The organism is Acinetobacter towneri DSM 14962 = CIP 107472 (assembly GCF_000368785.1).
In the GTDB taxonomy this organism is placed as follows: Bacteria; Pseudomonadota; Gammaproteobacteria; order Pseudomonadales; family Moraxellaceae; genus Acinetobacter; species Acinetobacter towneri.
Map to the genome: position 1 here is coordinate 257002 of NZ_KB849688.1, position 21361 is coordinate 278362.

Consider the following 21361-nt stretch of genomic DNA (forward strand, 5'->3'; position numbering starts at 1 on the left):
CTTTTAAGTAAGATAAGAGCTGTTCATGTTAGAACGAAACATCAGCCCTGAAAATAATTTAAATCCAAACGACCGTGATAGACATTAGCAGTTGGCCCTGTCATCCACACCACATCGCCTTCACGCCATTCGATTTGCAACTTACCACCTGCCAGTTCAATTTCAACTGAATTAGACAATAAGCCACGGCGCATACCCGAAACGGCTGCAGCACATGCACCTGTACCACAAGCCAAGGTTTCACCTACGCCACGTTCAAACACACGCAAACGCGCATGTTTTTCGTCAATGATTTGCATAAAACCTGCATTGACGCGCTGTGGAAAACGCTCATGTGATTCCACTTGTGGGCCAATACCTGCAACATCGGCAGTCAATACATCAGGCACAATGGTCACAGCATGAGGATTGCCTATGTTCACCACATCAATGGTCAATGCAGCACCATCTTTCAGCGCAATGTCATATAAGTTATCAGGCTCATCGGCAATGAATGGAATCTCATGCGGCAAGAATTTTGGATAGCCCATATTCACCCGCACCCAACCGTTTTGCCCCAATTCAGGCTCTACAATGCCTGCCTTGGTTTGCACCTTGATTTTGGTTTTGGTCGTAAGCTGACGTTCATGCACAAAACGTGCAAAACAACGCACACCATTGCCGCACTGCTCCACTTCAGAACCATCGGCATTGAAAATGCGATATTTAAAATCGACATTTGGTAAATCGGGCGGTTCCACAATCAGGAGTTGGTCAAAGCCAATCCCGAAGTGGCGGTCTGCAAGGCGTTGAATAGTCAGCGCATCCAAATACGCACGCTGGCTGATGAGATCAACCACCATGAAGTCATTGCCCAGACCATGCATTTTGGTAAATTCTAATAACATCTCGAATTCCCCTTATGGCAATAAACGCTCTCTTTCCCACAGCGATTCAATGCTTTCACGTTCACGAATTAAATGTGCTTGATCTGCATCGACCATGACTTCAGCTGCACGACCACGGCTGTTGTAGTTAGAACTCATCACAAAACCGTATGCGCCCGCACCCATTACAGCTAAAACATCATTTTCTTTGATCGCAAGCTGACGTTCTTTACCCAAGAAATCACCTGTTTCACAAATTGCACCAACCACATCCCACTCTAGCGTTTCAACATCAGTACGTGGGGTTACGGGCTGAATGTCCATCCATGCTTCATATAACGCAGGACGGATTAAGTCATTCATGGCAGCGTCAATAATCGCAAAGTTACGATGATTGGTCGGTTTGAGTAAATCAACTTTTGTTAGCAGCACGCCCGCATTGGCAGAGATACTACGACCCGGTTCCATATACACTTTAAGACCTAACTTTTCTAAAGCGGGACGTAAAGCATTGGCATATTCTTCAACCGTTGGTGGAGTTTCATCTTTATAAGTCACCCCTAAACCACCGCCAATATCAATGTGTTTTAGCTGAATACCCATTTCTTTTAAGGTATCAATCATCACAATCACGCGATCTAAAGCATCGACAAACGGTTGTGTTTCGGTCAATTGTGAACCGATGTGACAGTCAATTCCAACGATATCTAAGTTTGCTAAAGAAGCCGCATATTCATAAGTGCTATATACCGAATCAGACGGAATCCCGAACTTGTTTTCTTTTAAGCCTGTAGAAATATAAGGATGGGTTTTGGCATCGACATCTGGGTTAACCCGTAATGAAATTGGTGCTTTGACATTCATGCTTGCCGCAACTTTTTGAATACGGTCTAATTCTGCATGCGATTCTACGTTAAAGCAGGCAATCCCAACTTCCAACGCTTTTTGAATATCGGCTTCAGTTTTACCTAAACCTGAAAAAACAATTTTCGATGCATCACCACCTGCTTTGAGAACACGCGCCAATTCACCGCCTGTCACAATATCAAAACCTGCACCCAACTTAGCCAATACATTCAATACCGCAAGATTCGAGTTTGACTTTACCGCAAAACAAATTTGATGATCGATAAAGTGGAAAGCACGATCCATATCTAAATAATGCTTTTCAAAAGTCGCTTTTGAATAAACATAGAGTGGTGTGCCAAATTGCTGTGCGAGTTGTTGTAGCGAACATTGCTCGGCGTGCAAAACCCCTTGAATGCGGGTAAAACTCATGAATGTATCCTTTATCTAGAAAGCGTTAAGGTGTAGTCGATGTAGATGCAGCAGGTGCAGCAAACTGCTGTTGCACAGGTACGGCTGTGTCTGACGATGTTGCCGATTGCGTTGCACGTTTAGGCGCAGCATCTGGATATAACAAATATTTTGCGCGTTTGTCGTAATTTGGGTCATTGGGTAACTGTAATGTACCTGACTGACCACAACCGACCAAAACCACTGTTGTAAGCAAAACACTCATGCAGCAAATGACGGTACGCATCTGACCACCTATAAAATATTTTCGATGAAGTATAACGCGATCACTGCCGCGACCAAAGTGCTAATGCAGAGAGATTATATTGAGCTTAGTAAAAATTCTAGCTTACTTACTATTCTGCTGGCATAGATTGACCTTATCAGGTCTGAAAAATTGCGACTTCTGACACAGATAAAGTCAATTTTATTTCAAGGCATCAATTGTCAAAATCTAAAAACTATGCAAAAAATATAACGTGCTTAAAACCAAGTTCTTTTAACAGGAAGTTTTAAAGACTGGCATATCACTTGCTTAATTTTTACAACTGTTCAACTACAGTCACAAACTAAGCATTTATACACTGCGTTTATAAGAAGAAATTTATGCAAAATTTACAATCGATGATGGAAACCCTAAGCGGTTGGGTCTGGGGTCCATACATGCTGGTTCTCATTGTGGGAACGGGCGTCTTCCTCACCTTCCGCTTATTGTTCTGGCAATTCCGCATGCTGCCACTGGCTTTTAAACAAGTCTTTTGCAAACACGACAAAGCGCAAAAAGAACCGGGCGATATTTCACATTTCGCATCACTGATGACTGCACTCTCTGCCACCATTGGTACGGGAAATATTGCAGGTGTTGCAACGGCTTGCGTCCTCGGTGGCCCGGGTGCAGTGTTTTGGATGTGGATGACTGCCCTGTTTGGTATGGCGACCAAATATGGTGAAGGTGTTTTGGCGGTTAAATACCGTATTAAAAACGAAAAAGGGCAAATGTCAGGCGGCCCAATGTACTACATTGAACGCGGACTAAAATGGAAATGGCTCGCGATTATCTTTGCCTTTTTTGGCACAGTCGCCTCGTTTGGAATTGGTAGTTCAGTACAATCCAACACCGTAGCTTTAGCAGTTGAAAATAGCTTAGGTGTAGAAACTTGGATTACTGGCGTGGTAATTACCGTATTTTCTGCATTGGTGATTTTGGGCGGAATTAGCTCGATTTCCAAAGCATCTTCGGTGATTGTTCCGATTATGGCCATTCTGTATGTTACAGGCGGTTTAATTATTATCCTGAATAATTTACACCTTGTCGTGCCTGCATTTGAGCTAATTTTCCGTGATGCCTTTACTGGTGAAGCAGTTGCGGGCGGTGCAATTGGTGCAGTAATTCGTTACGGGGTTGCACGTGGCGTATTCTCCAACGAAGCAGGGATGGGTTCTGCCCCAATTGCTGCTGCGGCTGCAAAAACCGACCACCCTGCGCGTCAAGGTTTAGTGTCTATGACAGGTACCTTCATTGATACCATTCTTGTCTGTAGCATCACGGGGATTGTTTTGGTAATGGGCTTCATTATGGCAGGTAATAGCTTTGGTGGTGCAACAGGTGCTGTACTCACCACACAGGTTTTTGACCAGTTATTGCCAGGCTTTGGTGGTTGGGTCGTCACTTTCGGGATCATCTTCTTCGCCTATTCCACCATTCTCGGTTGGAGCTATTATGGTGAAAAATGCTGTACTTATTTATTCGGCGAAAAATACGTGTTGATTTACCGCTTAATTTATATTGCTTCAGTGTTCATTGGCACCATCGCCACCCTAGATTTAGTCTGGTTATTTGCCGATACCTTTAATGGTTTAATGGCTGTACCAAACTTAATTGCCTTGTTGTTACTGTCTGGTGTGATTGCCAAAGAATCCAAAGACTTTATTGCGAAGCGCAAATCTGGCGAGTTGTATTAAATAAGCCCAATTCATTGAATTATTCCGTTCAAATCATAAATCATACAATCACCCACGTGGTTGTATGATTTTCCATGAAAAATCCAGATAACATTCATTTCGCGAACATTCCTCTGTATGCTGTAGTCAGTTTTTAATTGATGCAATGACTGGGTTATGGCAAAAGTAAAAAGTGTCTATCGCTGTGAACAATGTGGTGCAGATCATCCTAAATGGGCAGGTCAATGTTCAGAATGTGGGGAATGGAACTCACTTCATGAGGTCAGTATTGCCCCTGCGGTGACGCATCGTGCCCAACCTAAAATGGGCGGTGGCTATGCAGGACAAGCGGCCGCCATTACCACGCTTAATAAAGTGTCTGTATCGCACGAAACCCGTTTAACAACAGGCATTGGGGAATTTGACCGTGTTTTGGGTGGCGGTTTGGTTACGGGCTCTGTGGTACTGATTGGTGGAGATCCTGGTATCGGGAAATCGACCATTTTGCTACAAACTGCGACTCACATGGCGGCTGCCAATAACACCGCTTTATATATCACAGGTGAGGAATCTCTTTCGCAAGTGGCGTTACGCGCTCAACGCTTAGACTTACCCACCGATCAACTGAAAGTCATGGCAGAAACCTGTGTCGAACGGATTTGTGAAGTTTTGGCGCATGAACGCCCTGCGGTAGCCATTCTGGACTCGATTCAAACTTTATATACCGAAACGTTGCAGTCTGCTCCAGGTGGTGTTTCACAAATTCGTGAATCAGCTGCCTTGCTGACTCGTTTTGCTAAAAATAGTGGCACTGCGCTGTTTATTGTCGGTCATGTGACCAAAGAAGGGGCTTTAGCGGGGCCGCGCGTCCTTGAACACATGGTCGATTGCGTCTTGTATTTTGAAGGACAGTCAGACTCACGCTACCGTATGATTCGAGCAGTCAAAAACCGTTTCGGTGCAGTGAATGAACTGGGCGTTTTTGGCATGACCGATAAAGGCTTACGCGAGGTTGCCAATCCATCTGCGATATTTTTGAGCCGTTATGATGAGGCAATTCCAGGTTCTATTGTCATGATTAGCCGCGAAGGAACGCGACCACTTTTAGTTGAAGTACAAGCTTTGGTGGATGATGCACATGGTCAGCCTAGACGTGTGGCTTTAGGTCTGGAACAAAACCGTCTGAATATGCTATTGGCGGTGATGCATCGGCATGGCGGCGTACAAACTTCAGGGCAAGATGTGTATGTGAATGTGGTCGGCGGCTTAAAAATTACCGAAACAGGTTCAGACCTTGCTGTACTACTTGCCTGTACTTCTAGCTTGCGTGGCAAAGCCCTGCCACAACAATTGGCAGTATTTGGTGAGGTCGGTTTATCGGGTGAAATCCGCCCAGTACCAAATGGTCAGGAACGCTTAAAAGAAGCTATTAAACACGGATTTAAATATATTATTGTGCCGCGTGGCAATGCCCCACAAAAAGCCATTGCAGGTGTGCAAATTATTGCGGTGGCGCGTTTGCATGAAGCCTTAACTGAAGCCATGAATTTAAGTGAAAACTTAGGTTAAATCCTTGGATGATATTTTTTCAGTTTCAAGAAAAAATATCATATTTATATTGAAATTCGCAGCAAATGCCTGCATAAATACACAGCTTAACTTTATTTTAATATAGGAAAATTTGATGGAAGTTCGACAGCGTGGTTTGATCGCAGCAATGCTCACAGCGACTTTATTGGTAGCTCCGTTAGCAGCAGAAGCAAAACGTGCAGGTGGCGGTAAAAGCCATGGCATGAGTCGTTCGGCTGCTCCAACTCAGTCTTACCAACAACCTCGTCAAACAACGCCAGCACAACAACCAACAACTGCACCAGCACAGCAAAAATCTGGTCCAGGCGTAGGTGGTATGGTTGCTGCAGGTGTTGCAGGTGCGGCAATTGGTGCGGTTGCTGCCAATGCCTTGGCCGATGATCAAGCTGCAAGTGCTGCCGAAGCGCAAGAGGAAAAAGGCGGTATTCCAAGCTGGATTTGGATTTTACTCGCTGCTGCTGTTGCCTTCTTCATTTTCCGTAAGATGGGCGCAAAAAAAAAACTAACGCCTAATCCGTATGCGCCAAATAGCGGTGCCAATCAGGCACCGTTTGCGCAAACACCACCTGCTGCAGCGCCACGTAACGACAATACCAATATTTTTGGTCAATCTGTTGGGGGTTCTGCCGCTTCTACCCAAGCGCCTTTTGGTCAAGCTGCCAATAATAACGCGCCATTTGGTGCAGCTTATACCAACAGTGGCAATCAATTGCCTGATGGTTCAGAGCCTGCAACCTTTTTACGTGTAGCGCGTCAGCGTTTTAACCATATTCAGTCTATGAACACAGCCAGTAATATCGCAGAAATTCAGCGTTATTTAACTCCTGATTTATATCAGTCGATGTATCAGGACATTATGGCAAACCAAGACCAAGATGTAGCAGAGTTTTCTAACTTGAATGCCATGGTGGTCGATTCTGCAACTGAAAATGGTCAATATGTCATAAGTGTACGCTTTACAGGTACAGTCAGCGAAGACCTGAACAGCTTACCGCAACCATTTACAGAAATTTGGCACTTTGTAAAACCTGCAGGCTCTAATCAAGACTGGTTAGTGGCAGGTATTCAGCAAGAGCAATAATTTCAATGGATCTAGAAAAACAGCGACTTCGGTTGCTGTTTTTTATGCCTTTCTTTATCTAAGTTGAGACCCATCATGTTTAAACAGCACGTTTAAATCTTCTAAGACATCAACACCGAATACATCCACACTTGCCACACAAAACCAAACCCTCGATTGATTAGATCTATCAAAAAGTATCATCATTCATCAATACAGTTTATTTAGCCCACCTTCTCTTTGTATCTACCCAGAGATAAATCAAATCACGTTATCCGTATCACTTTGGTTATTTCCAGTCGATCTCCATTTACTTAGCCAACAAAAAAGCCCTGCAAACGGGCAAGGCTAAATTGTTACTGTTAAATCTATTATTCAGGCAATGGAATAAATTGCTTATCGGTATTTTGAACTTTGCGCTCACCGACTGCGACTTCCAAATCTAAGGCTTCTTCACCACGTTCAACTGAAACAGTCACCGTCGTATGCGGTGCTTGTGCAGCAACATAATTAATTAAATGCGAGGTTGAAGTAATCGCTTCATCATTCACTTTTAAAATTTTGTCACCACGTTTTAAACCTGCTTCTGCTGCAGGGCCACCGCGCAGTACATCAGCAACCACTACACCGCCTTGTGCAGGTTCTAAAATGTTGTCTTGTTGCACAGGCAACAAACTAATACCTAACCAACCACGAACCACACGTCCATCTTTTAAAATCGAGTTTAAAACCTGCTGACAGACTTGTGCAGGAATTGCAAAGCCGATGCCCAATGAACCACCTGATTGCGAGAAAATTGCCGTATTTACCCCAATCAAATTCCCTGCCACATCAATCAATGCACCACCTGAGTTACCTGGATTAATTGCTGCATCGGTTTGAATGAAATCTTCATAGGTATTAATACCCAAGTCAGAACGTCCTGTCGCAGAAATAATCCCTTGAGTCACGGTTTGTCCCACACCAAATGGGTTACCAATCGCAAGTACGACATCGCCCACTTCATTGCCACTCAGTTTAAATGGCAATACAGGCAGTTTTTCTAGATCAATCTTAATGACCGCTAAGTCTGTGTCTGGGTCAGTTCCAACAACTTTTGCAACCGCACGGCGTCCATCGTGCAAAGCCACGACAATTTGTTCAGCCTGCGCGATCACATGATTATTCGTTAAAATATAACCATCTGGACGAACAATGACCCCAGACCCCAAACTGTTTTCATTTGGGCCTTGCTTAAATTGATCGGGTAACTGATTGCCAAAAAATTCACGAAATGCAGGGTCATTTAACAATGGATGATCCATTTGTTTCACTTTTTGTGTGGTAAAAATATTTACCACCGCAGGCGCTGCCACTTTAACCGCAGCGCTATACGACACCACCCCACCTGTCCGTGTTGTATCAATTAATGGTTCAACTTTCTCGGCAGGCATTTTGACCCCATCGGCAGCCACAGGCGCTTTCGGTTTTTGCAGTTGTTGCCAAGTCACAAAGCCAATAATAACCAGAATGAGTAACACCCAAGGTAACCAGGTAAAGGTCCGGCGCACGTTTTGTACCTCTAAGTAAATTTTTTTTGATGATTAAGTCATTGAATGAGCTATTGTAAAACGAAACACAAATAGAAACATAAAAAAGCCCAAGAGTTTTGTCTTGCTTTAGTTACAATACAAAATATGTTTTGATATTGGCTAAATATGAGCAATTTGAGAAAGTTATGGCGCAGCTAAAAGAAATTATTCAATGGTGTGATCAAACTTTAAATACACATGAATTTAAAGATTACGCGCCCAACGGTTTACAAATTGAAGGTAAGTCTGAAGTTCAAAAAATTTTATGTGCAGTGACTGCCTCTCAAGAGGCTATTGATGCTGCTATTGCCCAAAATGCAGACTTACTGTTGGTACATCATGGCTATTTTTGGAAAGGCGAACCTTACCCAATTACAGGCATGCGCGGTAAACGCATCAAAAGTTTAATCCAGCATGATATTTCTTTGGTGGGTTATCACTTACCGCTCGATTCACACCCAAGTCTAGGCAATAATGCTGCCATTGCTGAATGTTTGGCATTAGAAAATTTGCAAGCCCTAGACCCGAGTGAACGTCATCCTATTGGTAATATTGGTTTTTTAAAGCAAGCCATGAGCGCAACCGAATTTCGTGACTATCTCACAGCGCGTTTAGGCTTTAAAACCATTCATCTTCCTGCCGAAAAAAGTCAGATTCAAAAAGTAGGGTTCTGCACGGGTGCAGCACAAGATTTTATTGGCAAAGCGGCAGAACAAGGTTGTGATGCCTTTATTTCGGGCGAAGTCAGTGAACGCACCTATTATGAAGCCAAAGAACTAGGCGTGCATTATTATGCCTGCGGACATCACGCGACTGAGCGCTATGGTGTACAACGACTCGCAAAAGCTATTTCAGAACAGTTTAATATTGAGTATAGTTATTTTGAATTAAATAACCCAATTTAATACACCGTTTCACCCAACGATTTCACTCAAATGACATCTGTGTTTAACATAGTCTTTAGATGTATACATTCGAGTCTTATTCTGTATGGTTATTTATACCTAATGCGCAATTTGATCTCGAAATCTATTACAATAGAGCCACTTAATGTTAAAACCCAGCAAAATGCAAGGAATTGAAAACATGACAACCATTACTTTACCGGCTTTACCATACGGTTACGAAGATCTTGCTCCACACATCAGCAAAGAAACTTTAGAATTCCACCACGACAAACACCACAACACTTATGTTGTGAACCTGAACAACTTGATCGCGGGTACGGAGCTTGAAGGTAAAACTTTAGACGAAATCATCAAAGCAACTGCAGGCGATGCAGCTAAAGCTGGTGTATTCAACAACGCAGCGCAAGTTTGGAACCACACGTTCTACTGGAACTGTATGGCGAAAAACGGTGGTGGTAAAGCTACTGGTGCTTTGGCTGCTAAAATTGATGAAGCTTTCGGTTCTTACGAAAAATTTGCTGAAGAATTTGCTGCTGCTGCAACAACTCAATTCGGTTCAGGTTGGGCTTGGTTAGTAGCTGACGAAGTGAATGGCAAACTTTCTATTATGAAAACTTCAAATGCTGACACACCAATGGCGCACGGCAAAGTTGCAGTATTGACGATTGACGTTTGGGAACACGCTTACTACATCGACTTCCGTAATGCACGTCCTGTTTACATCAAAACTTTCTTAGAAAGCCTTGTAAACTGGGATTACGCAAATGCGAAATACGCAGGTCAAGATGCTGGTGTAGAAAAATAATTTCTATTTTTCTGTAGAAAAACTGCTCTTTATGGGCAGTTTTTTTATTTTTGCAGATGAAATGAATATTTATAAAGCAAACAATACATTTCTGATGATGAACGTGTTGACGACTTAAACTTTCATCCCTAAAATGCCCCACAGATTCTCCAATAGCTCAGTCGGTAGAGCGACGGACTGTTAATCCGCAGGTCCCTGGTTCGAGCCCAGGTTGGAGAGCCAATCTATTCTCCCATAGCTCAGTCGGTAGAGCGACGGACTGTTAATCCGCAGGTCCCTGGTTCGAGCCCAGGTGGGAGAGCCAAAATTCTAAAAATCCCACGCAGTATGACGTGGGATTTTTTTTTGCAATTTTTATTGTTTTTATAGTGGATATGATGTTCTAAACGAATGGAACAGGCCTCACTCTCCCCTTAAATCAAAATTAAAACCATACAGTGAAGATCGGGCTATCCCCTCTTGTGATGACTCTATTTTTTCGCTAACTTAGGTTCATCAACAACAATAAAACTTGAAAGCCCATGCAAGCGCCTTGGTTAAAATCCCTGATTTTTTGGACAATTCTGATTGTGGTGATTTTTGCAATTTTTCAATGTACGCAAAAATCTGAAAGCAATAAAACTGCTGCGACACTCATGTATGAACGTCTGTATCAATGCAGTCGTGATCTGAACGCACAACAACAAGCCACCTTAAAACAAATTCAAAGCCAAGTGAAAACAGAAATGACTCAGCAAGAGATGCTGCAATTAATTAACTTATGTCGTAAAACCAACCCACCACAGACACGCGAAGATTATATAAAAGCCATTCAAGCACTCTAAAAACTGCGTTGAAACAAAGCTAGATGATTATTTTTAAAGCAGTTAATCTATAATTACGGTTTTTTTTCAATTCCAGCTTGACCAAAAACAGATACCCACATAGAATGCGTGTCAGATTCTCCCATAGCTCAGTCGGTAGAGCGACGGACTGTTAATCCGCAGGTCCCTGGTTCGAGCCCAGGTGGGAGAGCCAAAATTCTTAAAAAACCCACGCATTATGACGTGGGTTTTTTATTCCTGCTGTTTAGGGTCTAACGACACCGCATCATCTATGTTTGAATCCAGTCAATCGACTTTCTTGCTTATTGGCAGCTTGGCTAGCCTTGCCCTGTTTATCTTAATTTTTAAGCAATTATTTTTCCCCAAGAAAAACTTTTATCCTAAACCGATGATGACTGCTTTTGAACGCAGAATGTTTATGCGTTTAAAACAAGCTTTTCCTGAGCATCACATCTTGGCACAAGTGGCGTTTAGCGCATTAATCACCAACAACCACTATAAAATTCGTGCGCTGTTTAATCGTAAAGTGACTGATTTTGTGATCTTAAATGCAGAAATGCAGGTCATTGCAATTATAGAGTTAGATGACCCCTCACATATTGGCAAAGAACAGGAAGATGCAGAACGGGATGCAATGTTTCACGAGGCAGGTTATCGCGTTGTCCGATACACCGAAATTCCGAGTATCAGACAATTGCAATCAGATTTGAGCTGAAATCATCAACTCGATATTAAGGTGTAGCTTCTGAAGCGGCTTGTATCTGACTGGCCTGCTTCGCTTGTTGTTCTGCAGCTTCACGCGCTTCAATACGCGCAATAATTTCTGCCTGTTGTTGTTTATATTTTTCCTGATTTTTAGCATCACTATTAACTGCTAAAAATGCCATGCTAACCAAGAAAATAGGAATCAACAAACCTAAGCTTGCCAAGAAAATCATCTTTTTTAGGCTTGGCTTTTTTGCAGGTGCTTGCTGTTCAGACTGTGACATCATCTATTCCTAATTCAAACTTCAAAATGAGGCTCAATATATCAAAATCGAGTGTAGGCACAAAGTTTCTTGTGGCTTTTGCACGTTTATTCATCTACAACTTTCTTTGAATCAATCAATAGATAAAAAACCACAGCCTGCGTACAAGCTGTGGGCAGTTCATAAACAAAGTATTGCTGAACAGTCAAAGCTGTCTATTTAATACATAATTGGATTTGCGACAAAACCTGTTTCAAACACGCCAAATGGTCAAAATCTGCAGATGGCGTGTCTTGCATCCGCCAAGCCACATAACCATCTGGGCGTACAAGCACTGCACCTGCATCGGCAATTTCAGACTTTTGCTGCCATGTTGCATACACATCTAGATGCTCATGCGCACCAATCTGAATCACATCTAAATAGGCCAAGTTGAGTTCTGCTGCAGCCGTTTTCCATGCTTTGCCTGACAAACCTGTCAGCAAGGTAAAACGACCTTTACCGACAATATCTAAAGTTGAATGTTTATGACCTTTGGCATCAATCAACCACGTATGTGGGACTTTTGCACCTGGGCGTGTAGTGGCTTGCAAGTACAATTGCGGGTCTTGTAAAAACGTTTCAGTGGTAGTTTCAGCAAGCATGGCATTAGATACATAACGCTGATTCAACTCCACTCCCTGCGCATTAAACTCATAATGTTTAATTGCCAGTGCCTGATACAATTTTTCCCGAATTTGGGCTGCTTCTGCGGTTTCTGCAAAAATAAGATCCAGCATTTCAGCTTGTGTGCTAACGCCATCATCAAAGCCAAAAACTTCTTTTAGATGTTTATAATCAAAGCGGGACTGGTTAGCACGCGCGACAATTTGCTTACCTACAGGCGCACGTTCATCACTGTATGATGCCAAGAGTTCAGGCGTTGCCCAACCTTTCACCGCATAAGCCAATTTCCAACCCAAATTGAAAGCATCTTGCATACAAGTATTAGAACCTAAACCACTCGAAGGTGGATGACGATGCACGGCATCTCCACCACAGAATACCCGTCCAACCGAATACTGGGTGGCCCAAGTTTGATTGACATACCAATAGGATACTTTTTCAATTTCAACTTCTTGGATTTCTTCGCCCACAAAGGCATTCAAACGTGCGCGAACTTGTGCTTCGGTTACCTCAGGCTCACCTTTGCTGATGTCAAAACCCCAGCCCATAATCCATTCATTCCAAGGTTGAATGGCACGTAACAAGCCCATGCCCAAGTCACCAAAACTGGCTTCAGGATTGACAATCCACTGTAAAATTGCAGGTCGATGCGCCACATATTTACTCAAGTCGGCTTTAAAAGTCACATAAACTGTACCCGCACGTGCCATTACACCTTCTAAAGGCAATTGCAATTCTTCAACCACTTTAGAACGCGCACCGTCCATCCCCACCAAATACTTGGCACGTAAACTAAATTCTGTATTCGTGATTTTATTCTGAAAAGTTGCGGTAACTCCATGTTCATCTTGGGTATGTGATAAATATTCGGTATTGAAATTATAAATTGCGCCACGCTCGGCTGCATTTTTTACCAATAATGTTTCCATTTTTGGCTGAATTAAATCGACAAAAGGACATGGACTGCCTTTGATATAATCACCGTGACGTTCATCACCTGTTCCCCAGCAACTCATACGTGCAATTTCTTCACCGACCAAACTGGTGGTAAGCAAACTTTCGCCCATTTGTTGCCACGGTGTTGCAATGGCTTTAACTTGTTCTTCGATACCTAAATCACGTAAAACTTCCATCGCCCGTTGATTGGTAATATGTGCACGCGGGCTATTGGCTAACCAGTTAAACTGGGTGAACAATTGTACTTTGATGCCATAATTCGCCAAAGCTAAGCCAAGGGTTGAACCCGCTGGCCCCGTACCAATTACCAAAACATCGGTATCGTAATGTGTCGACATACTGGACTCCTTTCACTGCCAAATCTGTTGCAAACATCTTGCGCTGCAGTGTAATCCAGTCAAAAAGTGCGCCTATTTGTATGCGTATAAACTATAGATGGATTGGTTTTAGCACTAGTTTGGCTTTGTACTGAATTTTTTGACCGATATGCAGAATGCTGTATCGGCAAAACTGCTTTGGTTTACAATTGCGGTAGACAGATGCGGGTTGATAGGCAAAGCGAATGGAATTGAGGCATTTACGTTATTTTGCTGCAGTTGCAGAAGAACAAAGTTTCACCAAAGCAGCAGATAAACTCTTTACCGCGCAACCGTCTTTAAGCCAACAAATTAAAGATTTGGAAGAAGAAGTCGGTGTAAAATTACTGGATCGTTCTGCGCGACAAATTCAATTGACCGATGAAGGTCGTGCTTTTTTACCCTATGCCCTACAAGCCATTGAAAACTCAAAATTAGCCATTGCTTCAGCGCGTCAAGTTGCCCATCAAAAAAACTATCAAATTCATATTGGTTTGTTGAATGTAGCGGAGCTAAAAGTTCTACCATTAATTTTGGAACGCTTAAAATGTGAAATTCCTGATTTGCAAATTCACATTCAAAGTCTGACTTGTTTGGAGCAAATTCAGCGTTTAAAAAATGCTGAACTCGATTTAACTTTTACCCGCTATGCAATTACACATGAAGATTTTGAAAACCTGCATATTTTGACCGAAAAGATTTATTTGGTGTCGGGGCAAAAGTCTGTGACGCATAAAACTTGCTTGAGTGTGCAAGATGTAATGCAACACAATTTAATTATGTGCGAACAAAATGCCTCGCCTGTTTTTTATGAGCACGTCACCCACGCCATTCCTGTGGAGCAGATGCCTACAGAACGCTTGCTTTGGGTAACCAATGTTTTGCAGCATATTAATTTAATTAATCTGGGCATGGGCTACAGCTTTGTGCCTGAATATTTATTACGCTTTTTAGCCGATCATGTGGTGATTTTAGATACCAATTTTGAAGTGCAAGCTTTAAATTTATATGCCAATTATCGTAAGCAAAATCAAAATCTGGTTTTGCAACTTATTACTCAGGAGTTAAAAAGGGTTTAGTCGCAAATGGTTTAACAAGAAAAATACGGCAAAAATATCTATAAAAAAAGCATCTGACCAGCAATATCATCAGATGCTTTGTTAGATTTTTTATTCAATGAAAGGGTTTACATTAAAGCCAATACAATTCCCACAAAAATAATCAGCCCTACCCAACGGTTATGACGAAATGCCCAAAAACAGCGTTGCGGGTCTTTATCTTTGGTTTTACTCCATTGGTATATAAAGTCTGCCACCACAACCAGTAATGCCGCTAAACCAAACGGAATCAGTAAATTTTCTAACCACAATGCCGTACCAATCAAAAGTACACTGCCCGCTTGCAACAATGAAATAATTTGAATGTCATAGCGACCAAATAAAATTGCGGTAGATTTCACCCCAATTTTCAAATCATATTCACGGTCTGTAATTGCATATTGAGTGTCATAAGCCACAGTCCACGCCAAATTGCCAAAATACAATAACCAACAAGTAAGATCAGGCGTTGCACCTACAGCGGTATAAGCCATAGGGATAGACCATGAAAATGCCGCTCCCAAGAACACTTGCGGTAAATGAGTGTAGCGTTTCATAAATGGATAAATAAACGCTAAAAATAATGCCCCAAATGACCAATAGAAAGTTTCAATTGGTAAAAATAACAACATGGCTGCGCTAAGTGCAACCAAACCCAAGAATACATAAATGGCTTCTTTGGCACTAATCACACCCGTGGCTAAAGGACGTGTTTTGGTACGCTCCACATGACCATCCACCTTACGGTCAGCAAAGTCATTAATGGCACAACCTGCGGCGCGCATAAAAATTGTGCCTAGAATCATAGGGATTAATATCCCGATAGATGGCATGCCCTGATTGGCAATCCACAAGGCCCAAATGGTTGGCCAAAACACCAGTTCTGTGCCAATCGGTTTATCGAAACGACACAAATAATAATATGCTTCTAAACGCTCACGCCACGTGATCTGCTGTGCCAATGCCATACCAATCTCGTATCTTAATGTTGTTGAATAAATTGCTCAAAACGGGGTAAAAAAGTTTCTTGCACAATAAATTTACAGCCATGCCAAGTATAGCAACTCTGCCGTGTCCAGCCTTCATCGAGCAAAACCACACGCCTTTGACACAACGGATTGGTACGCTGAAATAAAAACCAGCCAATGGGTTTATTGCCAATATGCTGAAATAAACGGGCTTTGCTTTGCAAACTTAGAATCGGAAAAATACTTTTGGCTTTGACCCATGGCTGTTCATCACACCCATATAAATAGCTTTCACGCACCCATGAAGTGTGCCAATGTGGCATTTGCATCCACTGGGCATCTTGTAAATTTAAACGCTGAAAAGATTGCTGCAGTGGTTCAACTTTAAATTGTCCGCCTGCGAGCTGAGTCAGTTGTTGGGTCAAAGAACCTGCTGCATATAGCCATGTTTTTAATTCAGAAGGCAGATTTGCCTGCTTGGGAAAAATAGGCTGTGTTCGCATGTTCCGCCACCTTAACAAGATAGCCTAGTGTAGCCCAAATTTAGGCAAAGTTTTGTGACCGATGGCGCAATTCCCTGCAATTATCCAAAAAAATTAAGCGAATTCTTATATTTTGATAAAATCCATGCCAATTCAAAACCATGATTGCACCATCTAAAACAAAAAACCCGCCGAAGCGGGTTTTTCAAATTTAAGATTTTTGATGTATTACAAGCTGTAGTACATATCAAATTCAACTGGGTGAGTCGTCGTGTTCAAACGACGTACATCTTCAGTTTTCAATTCGATATAAGCATCAAGCATGTCTTTGGTGAATACACCACCTTTTAATAAATAGTCGTGATCTTCTTTCAAAGCATCAAGCGCCATTTCTAGGTTGTGTGCCACAGTTGGGATTTTTGCTTCTTCTTCAGGCGGAAGGTCATACAAGTTTTTATCTGCAGCTTCACCTGGGTGAATCTTGTTTTGAATACCGTCAAGACCCGCCATCAACAATGCCGCAAAACCTAAGTACGGGTTCATCATTGGATCAGGGAAACGCGCTTCAATACGTTTGCCTTTCGGGCTAGACACGTAAGGAATACGAATAGATGCAGAACGGTTACGCGCTGAGTAAGCCAACATAATTGGTGCTTCAAAGTGCGGTACTAAACGCTTATATGAGTTGGTCGCTGGGTTAGTCAACGCGTTCAAAGAGCGGGCATGTTTGATAATACCGCCAATGAAGTACAACGCCATTTCTGACAAACCTGCGTATTCATCGCCTGCGAATAAGTTTTTGCCATCTTTAGAGATAGACATGTGTACGTGCATACCTGAACCGTTATCGCCTACCATTGGTTTAGGCATAAAGGTTGCAGTTTTTGCATATTGATGCGCAACGTTCCAAACTGCATATTTGAACTGTTGCACTTCGTCAGCCTTACGCACCATAGTATTGAAGCTCACACCAATTTCTAACTGGCAAGATGCAACTTCATGGTGATGTACTTCTACACGACCAGGCCCCATGATTTCTTCAATTTTTGCACACATATCTGCACGCATATCTTGAGAAGAATCTACTGGTGGTACTGGGAAATAACCGCCTTTCACACGTGGACGGTGACCTGAGTTACCAGCTTCGTAGTCTTTACCTGTAGACCATGCAGCTTCTTCAGCGATTAATGTGTGGCGCGCGCCAGACATATCGATGTCCCATTTTACTTCGTCAAATACAAAGAATTCTGGTTCTGGGCCAAAGAAAGCAGTATCACCAATACCTGTCGATTTTAAATATTCTTCAGCACGGCGAGCAATAGAGCGTGGATCGCGGTCATAGCCTTGACCTGTCGATGGTTCGATAACATCACACGTTACAACCACTGTTGGTTCTGCAAAGAACGGGTCAATAAAACCTGTGTTGGCATCTGGGCGTAAGATCATGTCTGATGCTTCGATTCCTTTCCAGCCTTCAATTGAAGAACCATCAAACATTTTACCGTCTTCAAAGGTATCTTCATCGATACTGTCTGCAGGATAAGTTACGTGCTGCTCTTTACCCTTAGTATCTGTAAAGCGGAAATCGACCCATTTTGCACCACTTTCTTGGATGAGTTGAAGGACCTTGTTCGCCATGCTCATTTTGCTCCGATGTTTTTTGTTGCACCCGAAAGTGCGTGTTAGTAGTTGGCAGTTATTAAGCAATTAGCGTACCAACTTTTAAAAGCAAAGCTAAAACCATGAATTCCGTATGAGAATACATCATTTAAAAAAATTACTTTGTCTCTATTATACTGTCAGAAATACGATTTGCACCATATTCAAACACTGTTCATTTGATTTGATTTAAAACTGCAAAACATAGCACCATTTTAGTGCATTTATGTTTTATTTCTGTTGAATTGTAGATCAAAAAATAGCTCAAACAGTATCTATGCAAGCATTTTGCTGTGCCATGGTTGTATTGAGCAATGCAAATTATCCGACCAATCTTAAACAACACTTTATTTTTTATTGAGCAAAAATAATAAGATCGTTTAAAAATCCTAAACCTGTATTATTTTCGATCAAGCTGATTGAAAATATCTATACTGCAGATTTGTATTTTCTATCGAAACGCTGCACTCAAACTACCTGACGTGAACCGCTAATAACATGCGCCATGATGCTACTTTTTAGCGCATTTTTTACGTTATCTATAAGTGTGAAGCTAAAATATGACTGGTGAATGACCCTGTTTGATCATGTGTTCATTTCTTTCAGATCAAACCTGAACAATGTGTAATAAGCTTTGAAAATCTATAAATTGGTGAATGCGCTGATAAGCTTTAACAGGGATTATCATATAAATAGTCCGCAGAAAATGCTTATTTTTTGCTATGATGATAAGCGCTTCCTTATTCCACCTTCTTTTCGACAAGAAAAATAAAGTCCTTTCTCATTATAGGCGCAGGAATAAAGCAAATTATCTCAGACTCTTTAGCACTTAAAGTGTTCAATTTTCAATAGGTTAGCTCATGCTTTTAATGATCGATAATTATGACTCTTTTACCTACAACATCGTCCAGTATTTTGGCGAGTTAAATCAGGAAGTAAAAGTCGTTCGTAATGATGCCGTGACATTAGAAGATATTGAGCGATGGCAACCCAAGTATTTGGTGATTGGCCCAGGCCCTTGTTCTCCATCTGAAGCAGGGATTTCTATTCCTGCCATTCAGCATTTCGCAGGCAAAATTCCGTTACTGGGCGTGTGTTTAGGACACCAAAGTATCGGACAAGCCTTTGGTGGAAACATTGTGCGCGCTAAAACCGTGATGCATGGTCGTTTATCGGATATGTACCACAGCAACACAGGTATTTTTAGCAATCTGCCTTCACCATTTTCTGCAACCCGTTACCACTCTTTGGTGATTGATCAAGCAACCTTGCCAGATTGTCTGGAAGTGACATGCTGGACCAAAGAAGCAGATGGTTCGATGGAAGAAATTATGGGCGTGAAGCACAAAACTTTGCCTGTTGAAGGCGTGCAATTTCACCCCGAATCGATCCTGAGCCAACACGGTCATCAAATCTTTAAAAACTTTTTGGAAATTTACGCATAATGAGCGAGTCAAATCACATGAATATTCAACAAGCACTCAACCATATTACAAAACAAATTCACCTGACTCAGCCTCAAATGGAAGATGTGATGCGCGCGATTATGTCGGGCGAAGCAACAGACGCTCAAATTGGTGCATTGATGATGGGCTTACGCTTAAAAGGCGAAAGCATTGATGAAATTACTGCTGCTGCACGTGTAATGCGTGAATTTGCCATCAAAATTGATGTCAGCGATATTCCTTACCTCGTAGATATTGTTGGTACAGGTGGCGATGGTCAAAACCTATTTAACGTATCTACCGCCTCTTCCTTTGTCATTGCAGCTGCAGGTGCAACCATTGCCAAACACGGTAACCGTGGGGTTTCAACCAAATCAGGCTCATCTGACTTACTTGAGCAAGCAGGCATTAATCTTGATTTAAACATGCAACAAACTGAACGCTGTATTCGTGAAATGGGCGTAGGTTTCTTGTTTGCACCGAATCATCACAAAGCCATGAAATATGCGGTTACCCCGCGTAAAGAGTTGGGTATTCGCAGTATTTTCAACTTGCTTGGGCCATTGACTAACCCTGCGGGTGTAAAGCGTTTTGTCATTGGGGTGTTTAGCAATGAATTATGCCGCCCGATTGCAGAAGTGATGAAACAGCTCGGTGCTGAGCATGTCATGGTGGTGCATTCTAAAGATGGTTTAGATGAAATTAGCCTTGCTTCGAGCACTTATGTTGCAGAACTCAAAGATGGTGAAATTACCGAATGGGAACTTACCCCTGAAAGCGTGGGAATTGAATCTCAAACTTTAACAGGACTGATTGTAGAAAACTCTGCTGAAAGCTTGAGTTTGATTAAAGATGCTTTAGGCAAAAACAAATCAGACAAAGGCGAAAAAGCGGCCAATATGATTGCACTCAATGCGGGTGCGGGTATCTATGTTTCGGGTCTAACTACAAGCTACAAACAAGGTGTCGCTTTGGCACATGACATTATTTATGGTGGACAAGCTTTGGAAAAAATGGGCGTGTTGTCTGAATTTACCAAAACGCTCAAACAGTACGAAGCATAAAGCAAATCAGGAAGGTGCATCATGGTGGATATTAGCAATACCATTTTAGGTAAAATTGTAGAACGTAAAAAAGAAGAGTTTGCCGAGCGTTTAAAACAACGCAGTTATGCAGACCTAGAACAATTGGCACGTGCAGCAACACCTGTACGTGGCTTTGCACAAGCCTTGCATAACAAACGCCCAGCGGTGATTGCGGAAATTAAAAAAGCATCACCATCTAAAGGCATTATTCGTGAAAACTTTGACCCTGCCGAAATTGCACAGCAATATGAAGCCGCAGGCGCAGCCTGTTTATCTGTGCTGACTGATGTCGATTTCTTTCAGGGTGCAGATGAAAATATTCAGATTGCCCGTTCACACTGTAACTTGCCTGCTCTGCGTAAAGATTTCTTGATTGATCCGTATGGTGTAGTGGAAGCACGTGCCTTACATGCAGACTGTGTGTTATTGATTGTGTCTTGCCTATCTGACCAACAGTTGGAAGAAATGTCGGAAACGGCTTTTGAACATCACTTAGATGTGTTGGTTGAAGTGCATGATGAAAATGAATTGGAACGTGCTTTGAATCTTTCAGAGCGTTGTATTTTAGGGGTCAATAACCGAAATTTAAAAACCTTTGAAGTCGATTTAAACACCTCATTGCGTTTAAAAAACTTGTTGCCGCCTGCGCGTTTATTGGTCACTGAAAGTGGTATCGCCACACCAGAAGATGTCCGCATGATGCAAGACCATGAGATTCACAGTTTCTTGGTCGGTGAAAGTTTTATGAAACAAGCACGTCCTGACCATGCCTTTACGGCACTGTTTGGTCAGCCTGAAAATCTATAATCCAATTTGA

Annotated in this window: 20 protein-coding genes and 3 tRNA genes; 14 read left to right on the top strand and 9 right to left on the bottom strand. The window is 42.2% G+C overall.

Features of this window, described 5'->3' with window-relative positions:
- Positions 1-41: 41 nt before the first annotated feature.
- Genes dapF through lptM form a run of 3 tightly spaced genes read right to left on the bottom strand, consistent with a single transcriptional unit; the run spans position 42 to position 2409 of the window.
- Entirely contained in the window at positions 42-887 is an 846-nt protein-coding gene (gene dapF, locus F947_RS02770) for a diaminopimelate epimerase (protein ID WP_004971880.1), read from the bottom strand.
- A 12-nt stretch (positions 888-899) separates the two neighbouring features.
- Positions 900-2144, bottom strand: coding sequence for a diaminopimelate decarboxylase (gene lysA, locus F947_RS02775; protein ID WP_004971882.1), 1245 nt, complete (start codon positions 2142-2144; stop codon positions 900-902).
- Positions 2145-2169: 25 nt separating this feature from the next.
- Entirely contained in the window at positions 2170-2409 is a 240-nt protein-coding gene (gene lptM / locus F947_RS02780) for an LPS translocon maturation chaperone LptM (protein WP_004971884.1), read from the bottom strand.
- Between the two features lie 359 nt (positions 2410-2768).
- On the opposite strand from lptM, the gene F947_RS02785 reads away from it, so the two are divergent.
- The 3 genes from F947_RS02785 to F947_RS02795 all read left to right on the top strand — a co-directional run bounded on the left by F947_RS02785 (position 2769) and on the right by F947_RS02795 (position 6774).
- Positions 2769-4124 carry an alanine/glycine:cation symporter family protein gene (locus F947_RS02785; protein WP_004971886.1) on the top strand — a complete coding sequence of 452 codons (1356 nt, stop codon included), beginning with the start codon at positions 2769-2771 and terminating at the stop codon, positions 4122-4124.
- 156 nt (positions 4125-4280) lie between these two features.
- On the top strand, positions 4281-5672 hold the full coding sequence (gene radA / locus F947_RS02790) for a DNA repair protein RadA (protein WP_004971888.1): 1392 nt from the start codon (positions 4281-4283) through the stop codon (positions 5670-5672).
- Positions 5673-5787: 115 nt separating this feature from the next.
- Positions 5788-6774 carry a Tim44 domain-containing protein gene (locus F947_RS02795; RefSeq protein ID WP_004971891.1) on the top strand — a complete coding sequence of 329 codons (987 nt, stop codon included), beginning with the start codon at positions 5788-5790 and terminating at the stop codon, positions 6772-6774.
- A gap of 350 nt (positions 6775-7124) precedes the next feature.
- Here the strand turns inward: F947_RS02795 and F947_RS02800 are convergent, their stop codons facing one another.
- The gene (locus F947_RS02800; protein ID WP_004971893.1) at positions 7125-8303 is read right to left on the bottom strand and encodes a trypsin-like peptidase domain-containing protein; all 1179 of its coding nucleotides are present in this window, start codon (positions 8301-8303) and stop codon (positions 7125-7127) included.
- Between the two features lie 167 nt (positions 8304-8470).
- On the opposite strand from F947_RS02800, the gene F947_RS02805 reads away from it, so the two are divergent.
- From F947_RS02805 to F947_RS02835, 7 genes are all read left to right on the top strand, one after another.
- On the top strand, positions 8471-9229 hold the full coding sequence (locus F947_RS02805; RefSeq protein ID WP_004971895.1) for a Nif3-like dinuclear metal center hexameric protein: 759 nt from the start codon (positions 8471-8473) through the stop codon (positions 9227-9229).
- A gap of 181 nt (positions 9230-9410) precedes the next feature.
- On the top strand, positions 9411-10037 hold the full coding sequence (locus tag F947_RS02810; RefSeq protein ID WP_026438302.1) for a superoxide dismutase: 627 nt from the start codon (positions 9411-9413) through the stop codon (positions 10035-10037).
- Positions 10038-10183: 146 nt separating this feature from the next.
- Positions 10184-10259, top strand: a tRNA-Asn gene (locus tag F947_RS02815).
- 6 nt (positions 10260-10265) lie between these two features.
- Positions 10266-10341: transfer RNA gene (locus F947_RS02820), tRNA-Asn, on the top strand.
- Positions 10342-10558: 217 nt separating this feature from the next.
- Positions 10559-10861: a hypothetical protein gene (locus F947_RS02825; RefSeq protein ID WP_004971899.1), complete on the top strand. Its 303-nt coding sequence runs from the start codon at positions 10559-10561 to the stop codon at positions 10859-10861.
- A 117-nt stretch (positions 10862-10978) separates the two neighbouring features.
- Positions 10979-11054: transfer RNA gene (locus F947_RS02830), tRNA-Asn, on the top strand.
- Positions 11055-11132: 78 nt separating this feature from the next.
- Positions 11133-11576 carry a DUF2726 domain-containing protein gene (locus tag F947_RS02835; RefSeq protein WP_004971902.1) on the top strand — a complete coding sequence of 148 codons (444 nt, stop codon included), beginning with the start codon at positions 11133-11135 and terminating at the stop codon, positions 11574-11576.
- A 16-nt stretch (positions 11577-11592) separates the two neighbouring features.
- On the opposite strand, the gene F947_RS02840 is transcribed toward F947_RS02835, so the two are convergent.
- A complete protein-coding gene (locus F947_RS02840) occupies positions 11593-11850 on the bottom strand; it encodes a hypothetical protein (protein ID WP_004971904.1) in 258 nt (85 codons plus the stop codon).
- 194 nt (positions 11851-12044) lie between these two features.
- The gene (locus F947_RS02845) at positions 12045-13790 is read right to left on the bottom strand and encodes an FAD-dependent monooxygenase (protein ID WP_004971906.1); all 1746 of its coding nucleotides are present in this window, start codon (positions 13788-13790) and stop codon (positions 12045-12047) included.
- Between the two features lie 224 nt (positions 13791-14014).
- Between F947_RS02845 and F947_RS02850 the strand changes: the two genes are divergently transcribed.
- Positions 14015-14887, top strand: coding sequence for a LysR family transcriptional regulator (locus F947_RS02850; protein ID WP_004971908.1), 873 nt, complete (start codon positions 14015-14017; stop codon positions 14885-14887).
- Positions 14888-14994: 107 nt separating this feature from the next.
- Here the strand turns inward: F947_RS02850 and ubiA are convergent, their stop codons facing one another.
- The 3 genes from ubiA to glnA form a co-directional block, all read right to left on the bottom strand.
- Positions 14995-15873: a 4-hydroxybenzoate octaprenyltransferase gene (gene ubiA / locus F947_RS02855; protein WP_004971909.1), complete on the bottom strand. Its 879-nt coding sequence runs from the start codon at positions 15871-15873 to the stop codon at positions 14995-14997.
- A gap of 14 nt (positions 15874-15887) precedes the next feature.
- Positions 15888-16376: a chorismate--pyruvate lyase family protein gene (locus F947_RS02860; protein WP_004971911.1), complete on the bottom strand. Its 489-nt coding sequence runs from the start codon at positions 16374-16376 to the stop codon at positions 15888-15890.
- A gap of 207 nt (positions 16377-16583) precedes the next feature.
- On the bottom strand, positions 16584-17999 hold the full coding sequence (glnA, locus tag F947_RS02865; RefSeq protein WP_171062557.1) for a type I glutamate--ammonia ligase: 1416 nt from the start codon (positions 17997-17999) through the stop codon (positions 16584-16586).
- 875 nt (positions 18000-18874) lie between these two features.
- Here glnA and F947_RS02870 point away from each other — a divergent pair.
- The 3 genes from F947_RS02870 to trpC are packed head-to-tail and all read left to right on the top strand — an operon-like array spanning position 18875 to position 21351.
- Complete coding sequence (locus F947_RS02870; RefSeq protein WP_004971915.1) at positions 18875-19459, top strand: anthranilate synthase component II; 585 nt, start codon at positions 18875-18877, stop codon at positions 19457-19459.
- 17 nt (positions 19460-19476) lie between these two features.
- Positions 19477-20523: an anthranilate phosphoribosyltransferase gene (gene trpD, locus F947_RS02875; RefSeq protein ID WP_004971918.1), complete on the top strand. Its 1047-nt coding sequence runs from the start codon at positions 19477-19479 to the stop codon at positions 20521-20523.
- Between the two features lie 21 nt (positions 20524-20544).
- A complete protein-coding gene (gene trpC / locus F947_RS02880; RefSeq protein ID WP_004971920.1) occupies positions 20545-21351 on the top strand; it encodes an indole-3-glycerol phosphate synthase TrpC in 807 nt (268 codons plus the stop codon).
- Positions 21352-21361: the final 10 nt, after the last annotated feature.

Coding starts and splice junctions, on each gene's coding strand:
- F947_RS02860 (WP_004971911.1), bottom strand. CDS start 16,376: ATGCGAACACAGCCTATTTTTCCCAAGCAGGCAAATCTGCCTTCTGAA.
- F947_RS02845 (WP_004971906.1), bottom strand. CDS start 13,790: ATGTCGACACATTACGATACCGATGTTTTGGTAATTGGTACGGGGCCA.
- F947_RS02835 (WP_004971902.1), top strand. CDS start 11,133: ATGTTTGAATCCAGTCAATCGACTTTCTTGCTTATTGGCAGCTTGGCT.
- F947_RS02825 (WP_004971899.1), top strand. CDS start 10,559: ATGCAAGCGCCTTGGTTAAAATCCCTGATTTTTTGGACAATTCTGATT.
- lysA (WP_004971882.1), bottom strand. CDS start 2,144: ATGAGTTTTACCCGCATTCAAGGGGTTTTGCACGCCGAGCAATGTTCG.
- glnA (WP_171062557.1), bottom strand. CDS start 17,999: ATGAGCATGGCGAACAAGGTCCTTCAACTCATCCAAGAAAGTGGTGCA.
- F947_RS02805 (WP_004971895.1), top strand. CDS start 8,471: ATGGCGCAGCTAAAAGAAATTATTCAATGGTGTGATCAAACTTTAAAT.
- F947_RS02785 (WP_004971886.1), top strand. CDS start 2,769: ATGCAAAATTTACAATCGATGATGGAAACCCTAAGCGGTTGGGTCTGG.
- F947_RS02810 (WP_026438302.1), top strand. CDS start 9,411: ATGACAACCATTACTTTACCGGCTTTACCATACGGTTACGAAGATCTT.
- F947_RS02850 (WP_004971908.1), top strand. CDS start 14,015: ATGGAATTGAGGCATTTACGTTATTTTGCTGCAGTTGCAGAAGAACAA.
- F947_RS02870 (WP_004971915.1), top strand. CDS start 18,875: ATGCTTTTAATGATCGATAATTATGACTCTTTTACCTACAACATCGTC.
- lptM (WP_004971884.1), bottom strand. CDS start 2,409: ATGCGTACCGTCATTTGCTGCATGAGTGTTTTGCTTACAACAGTGGTT.
- dapF (WP_004971880.1), bottom strand. CDS start 887: ATGTTATTAGAATTTACCAAAATGCATGGTCTGGGCAATGACTTCATG.
- trpC (WP_004971920.1), top strand. CDS start 20,545: ATGGTGGATATTAGCAATACCATTTTAGGTAAAATTGTAGAACGTAAA.
- F947_RS02840 (WP_004971904.1), bottom strand. CDS start 11,850: ATGTCACAGTCTGAACAGCAAGCACCTGCAAAAAAGCCAAGCCTAAAA.
- F947_RS02795 (WP_004971891.1), top strand. CDS start 5,788: ATGGAAGTTCGACAGCGTGGTTTGATCGCAGCAATGCTCACAGCGACT.
- trpD (WP_004971918.1), top strand. CDS start 19,477: ATGAATATTCAACAAGCACTCAACCATATTACAAAACAAATTCACCTG.
- ubiA (WP_004971909.1), bottom strand. CDS start 15,873: ATGGCATTGGCACAGCAGATCACGTGGCGTGAGCGTTTAGAAGCATAT.
- radA (WP_004971888.1), top strand. CDS start 4,281: ATGGCAAAAGTAAAAAGTGTCTATCGCTGTGAACAATGTGGTGCAGAT.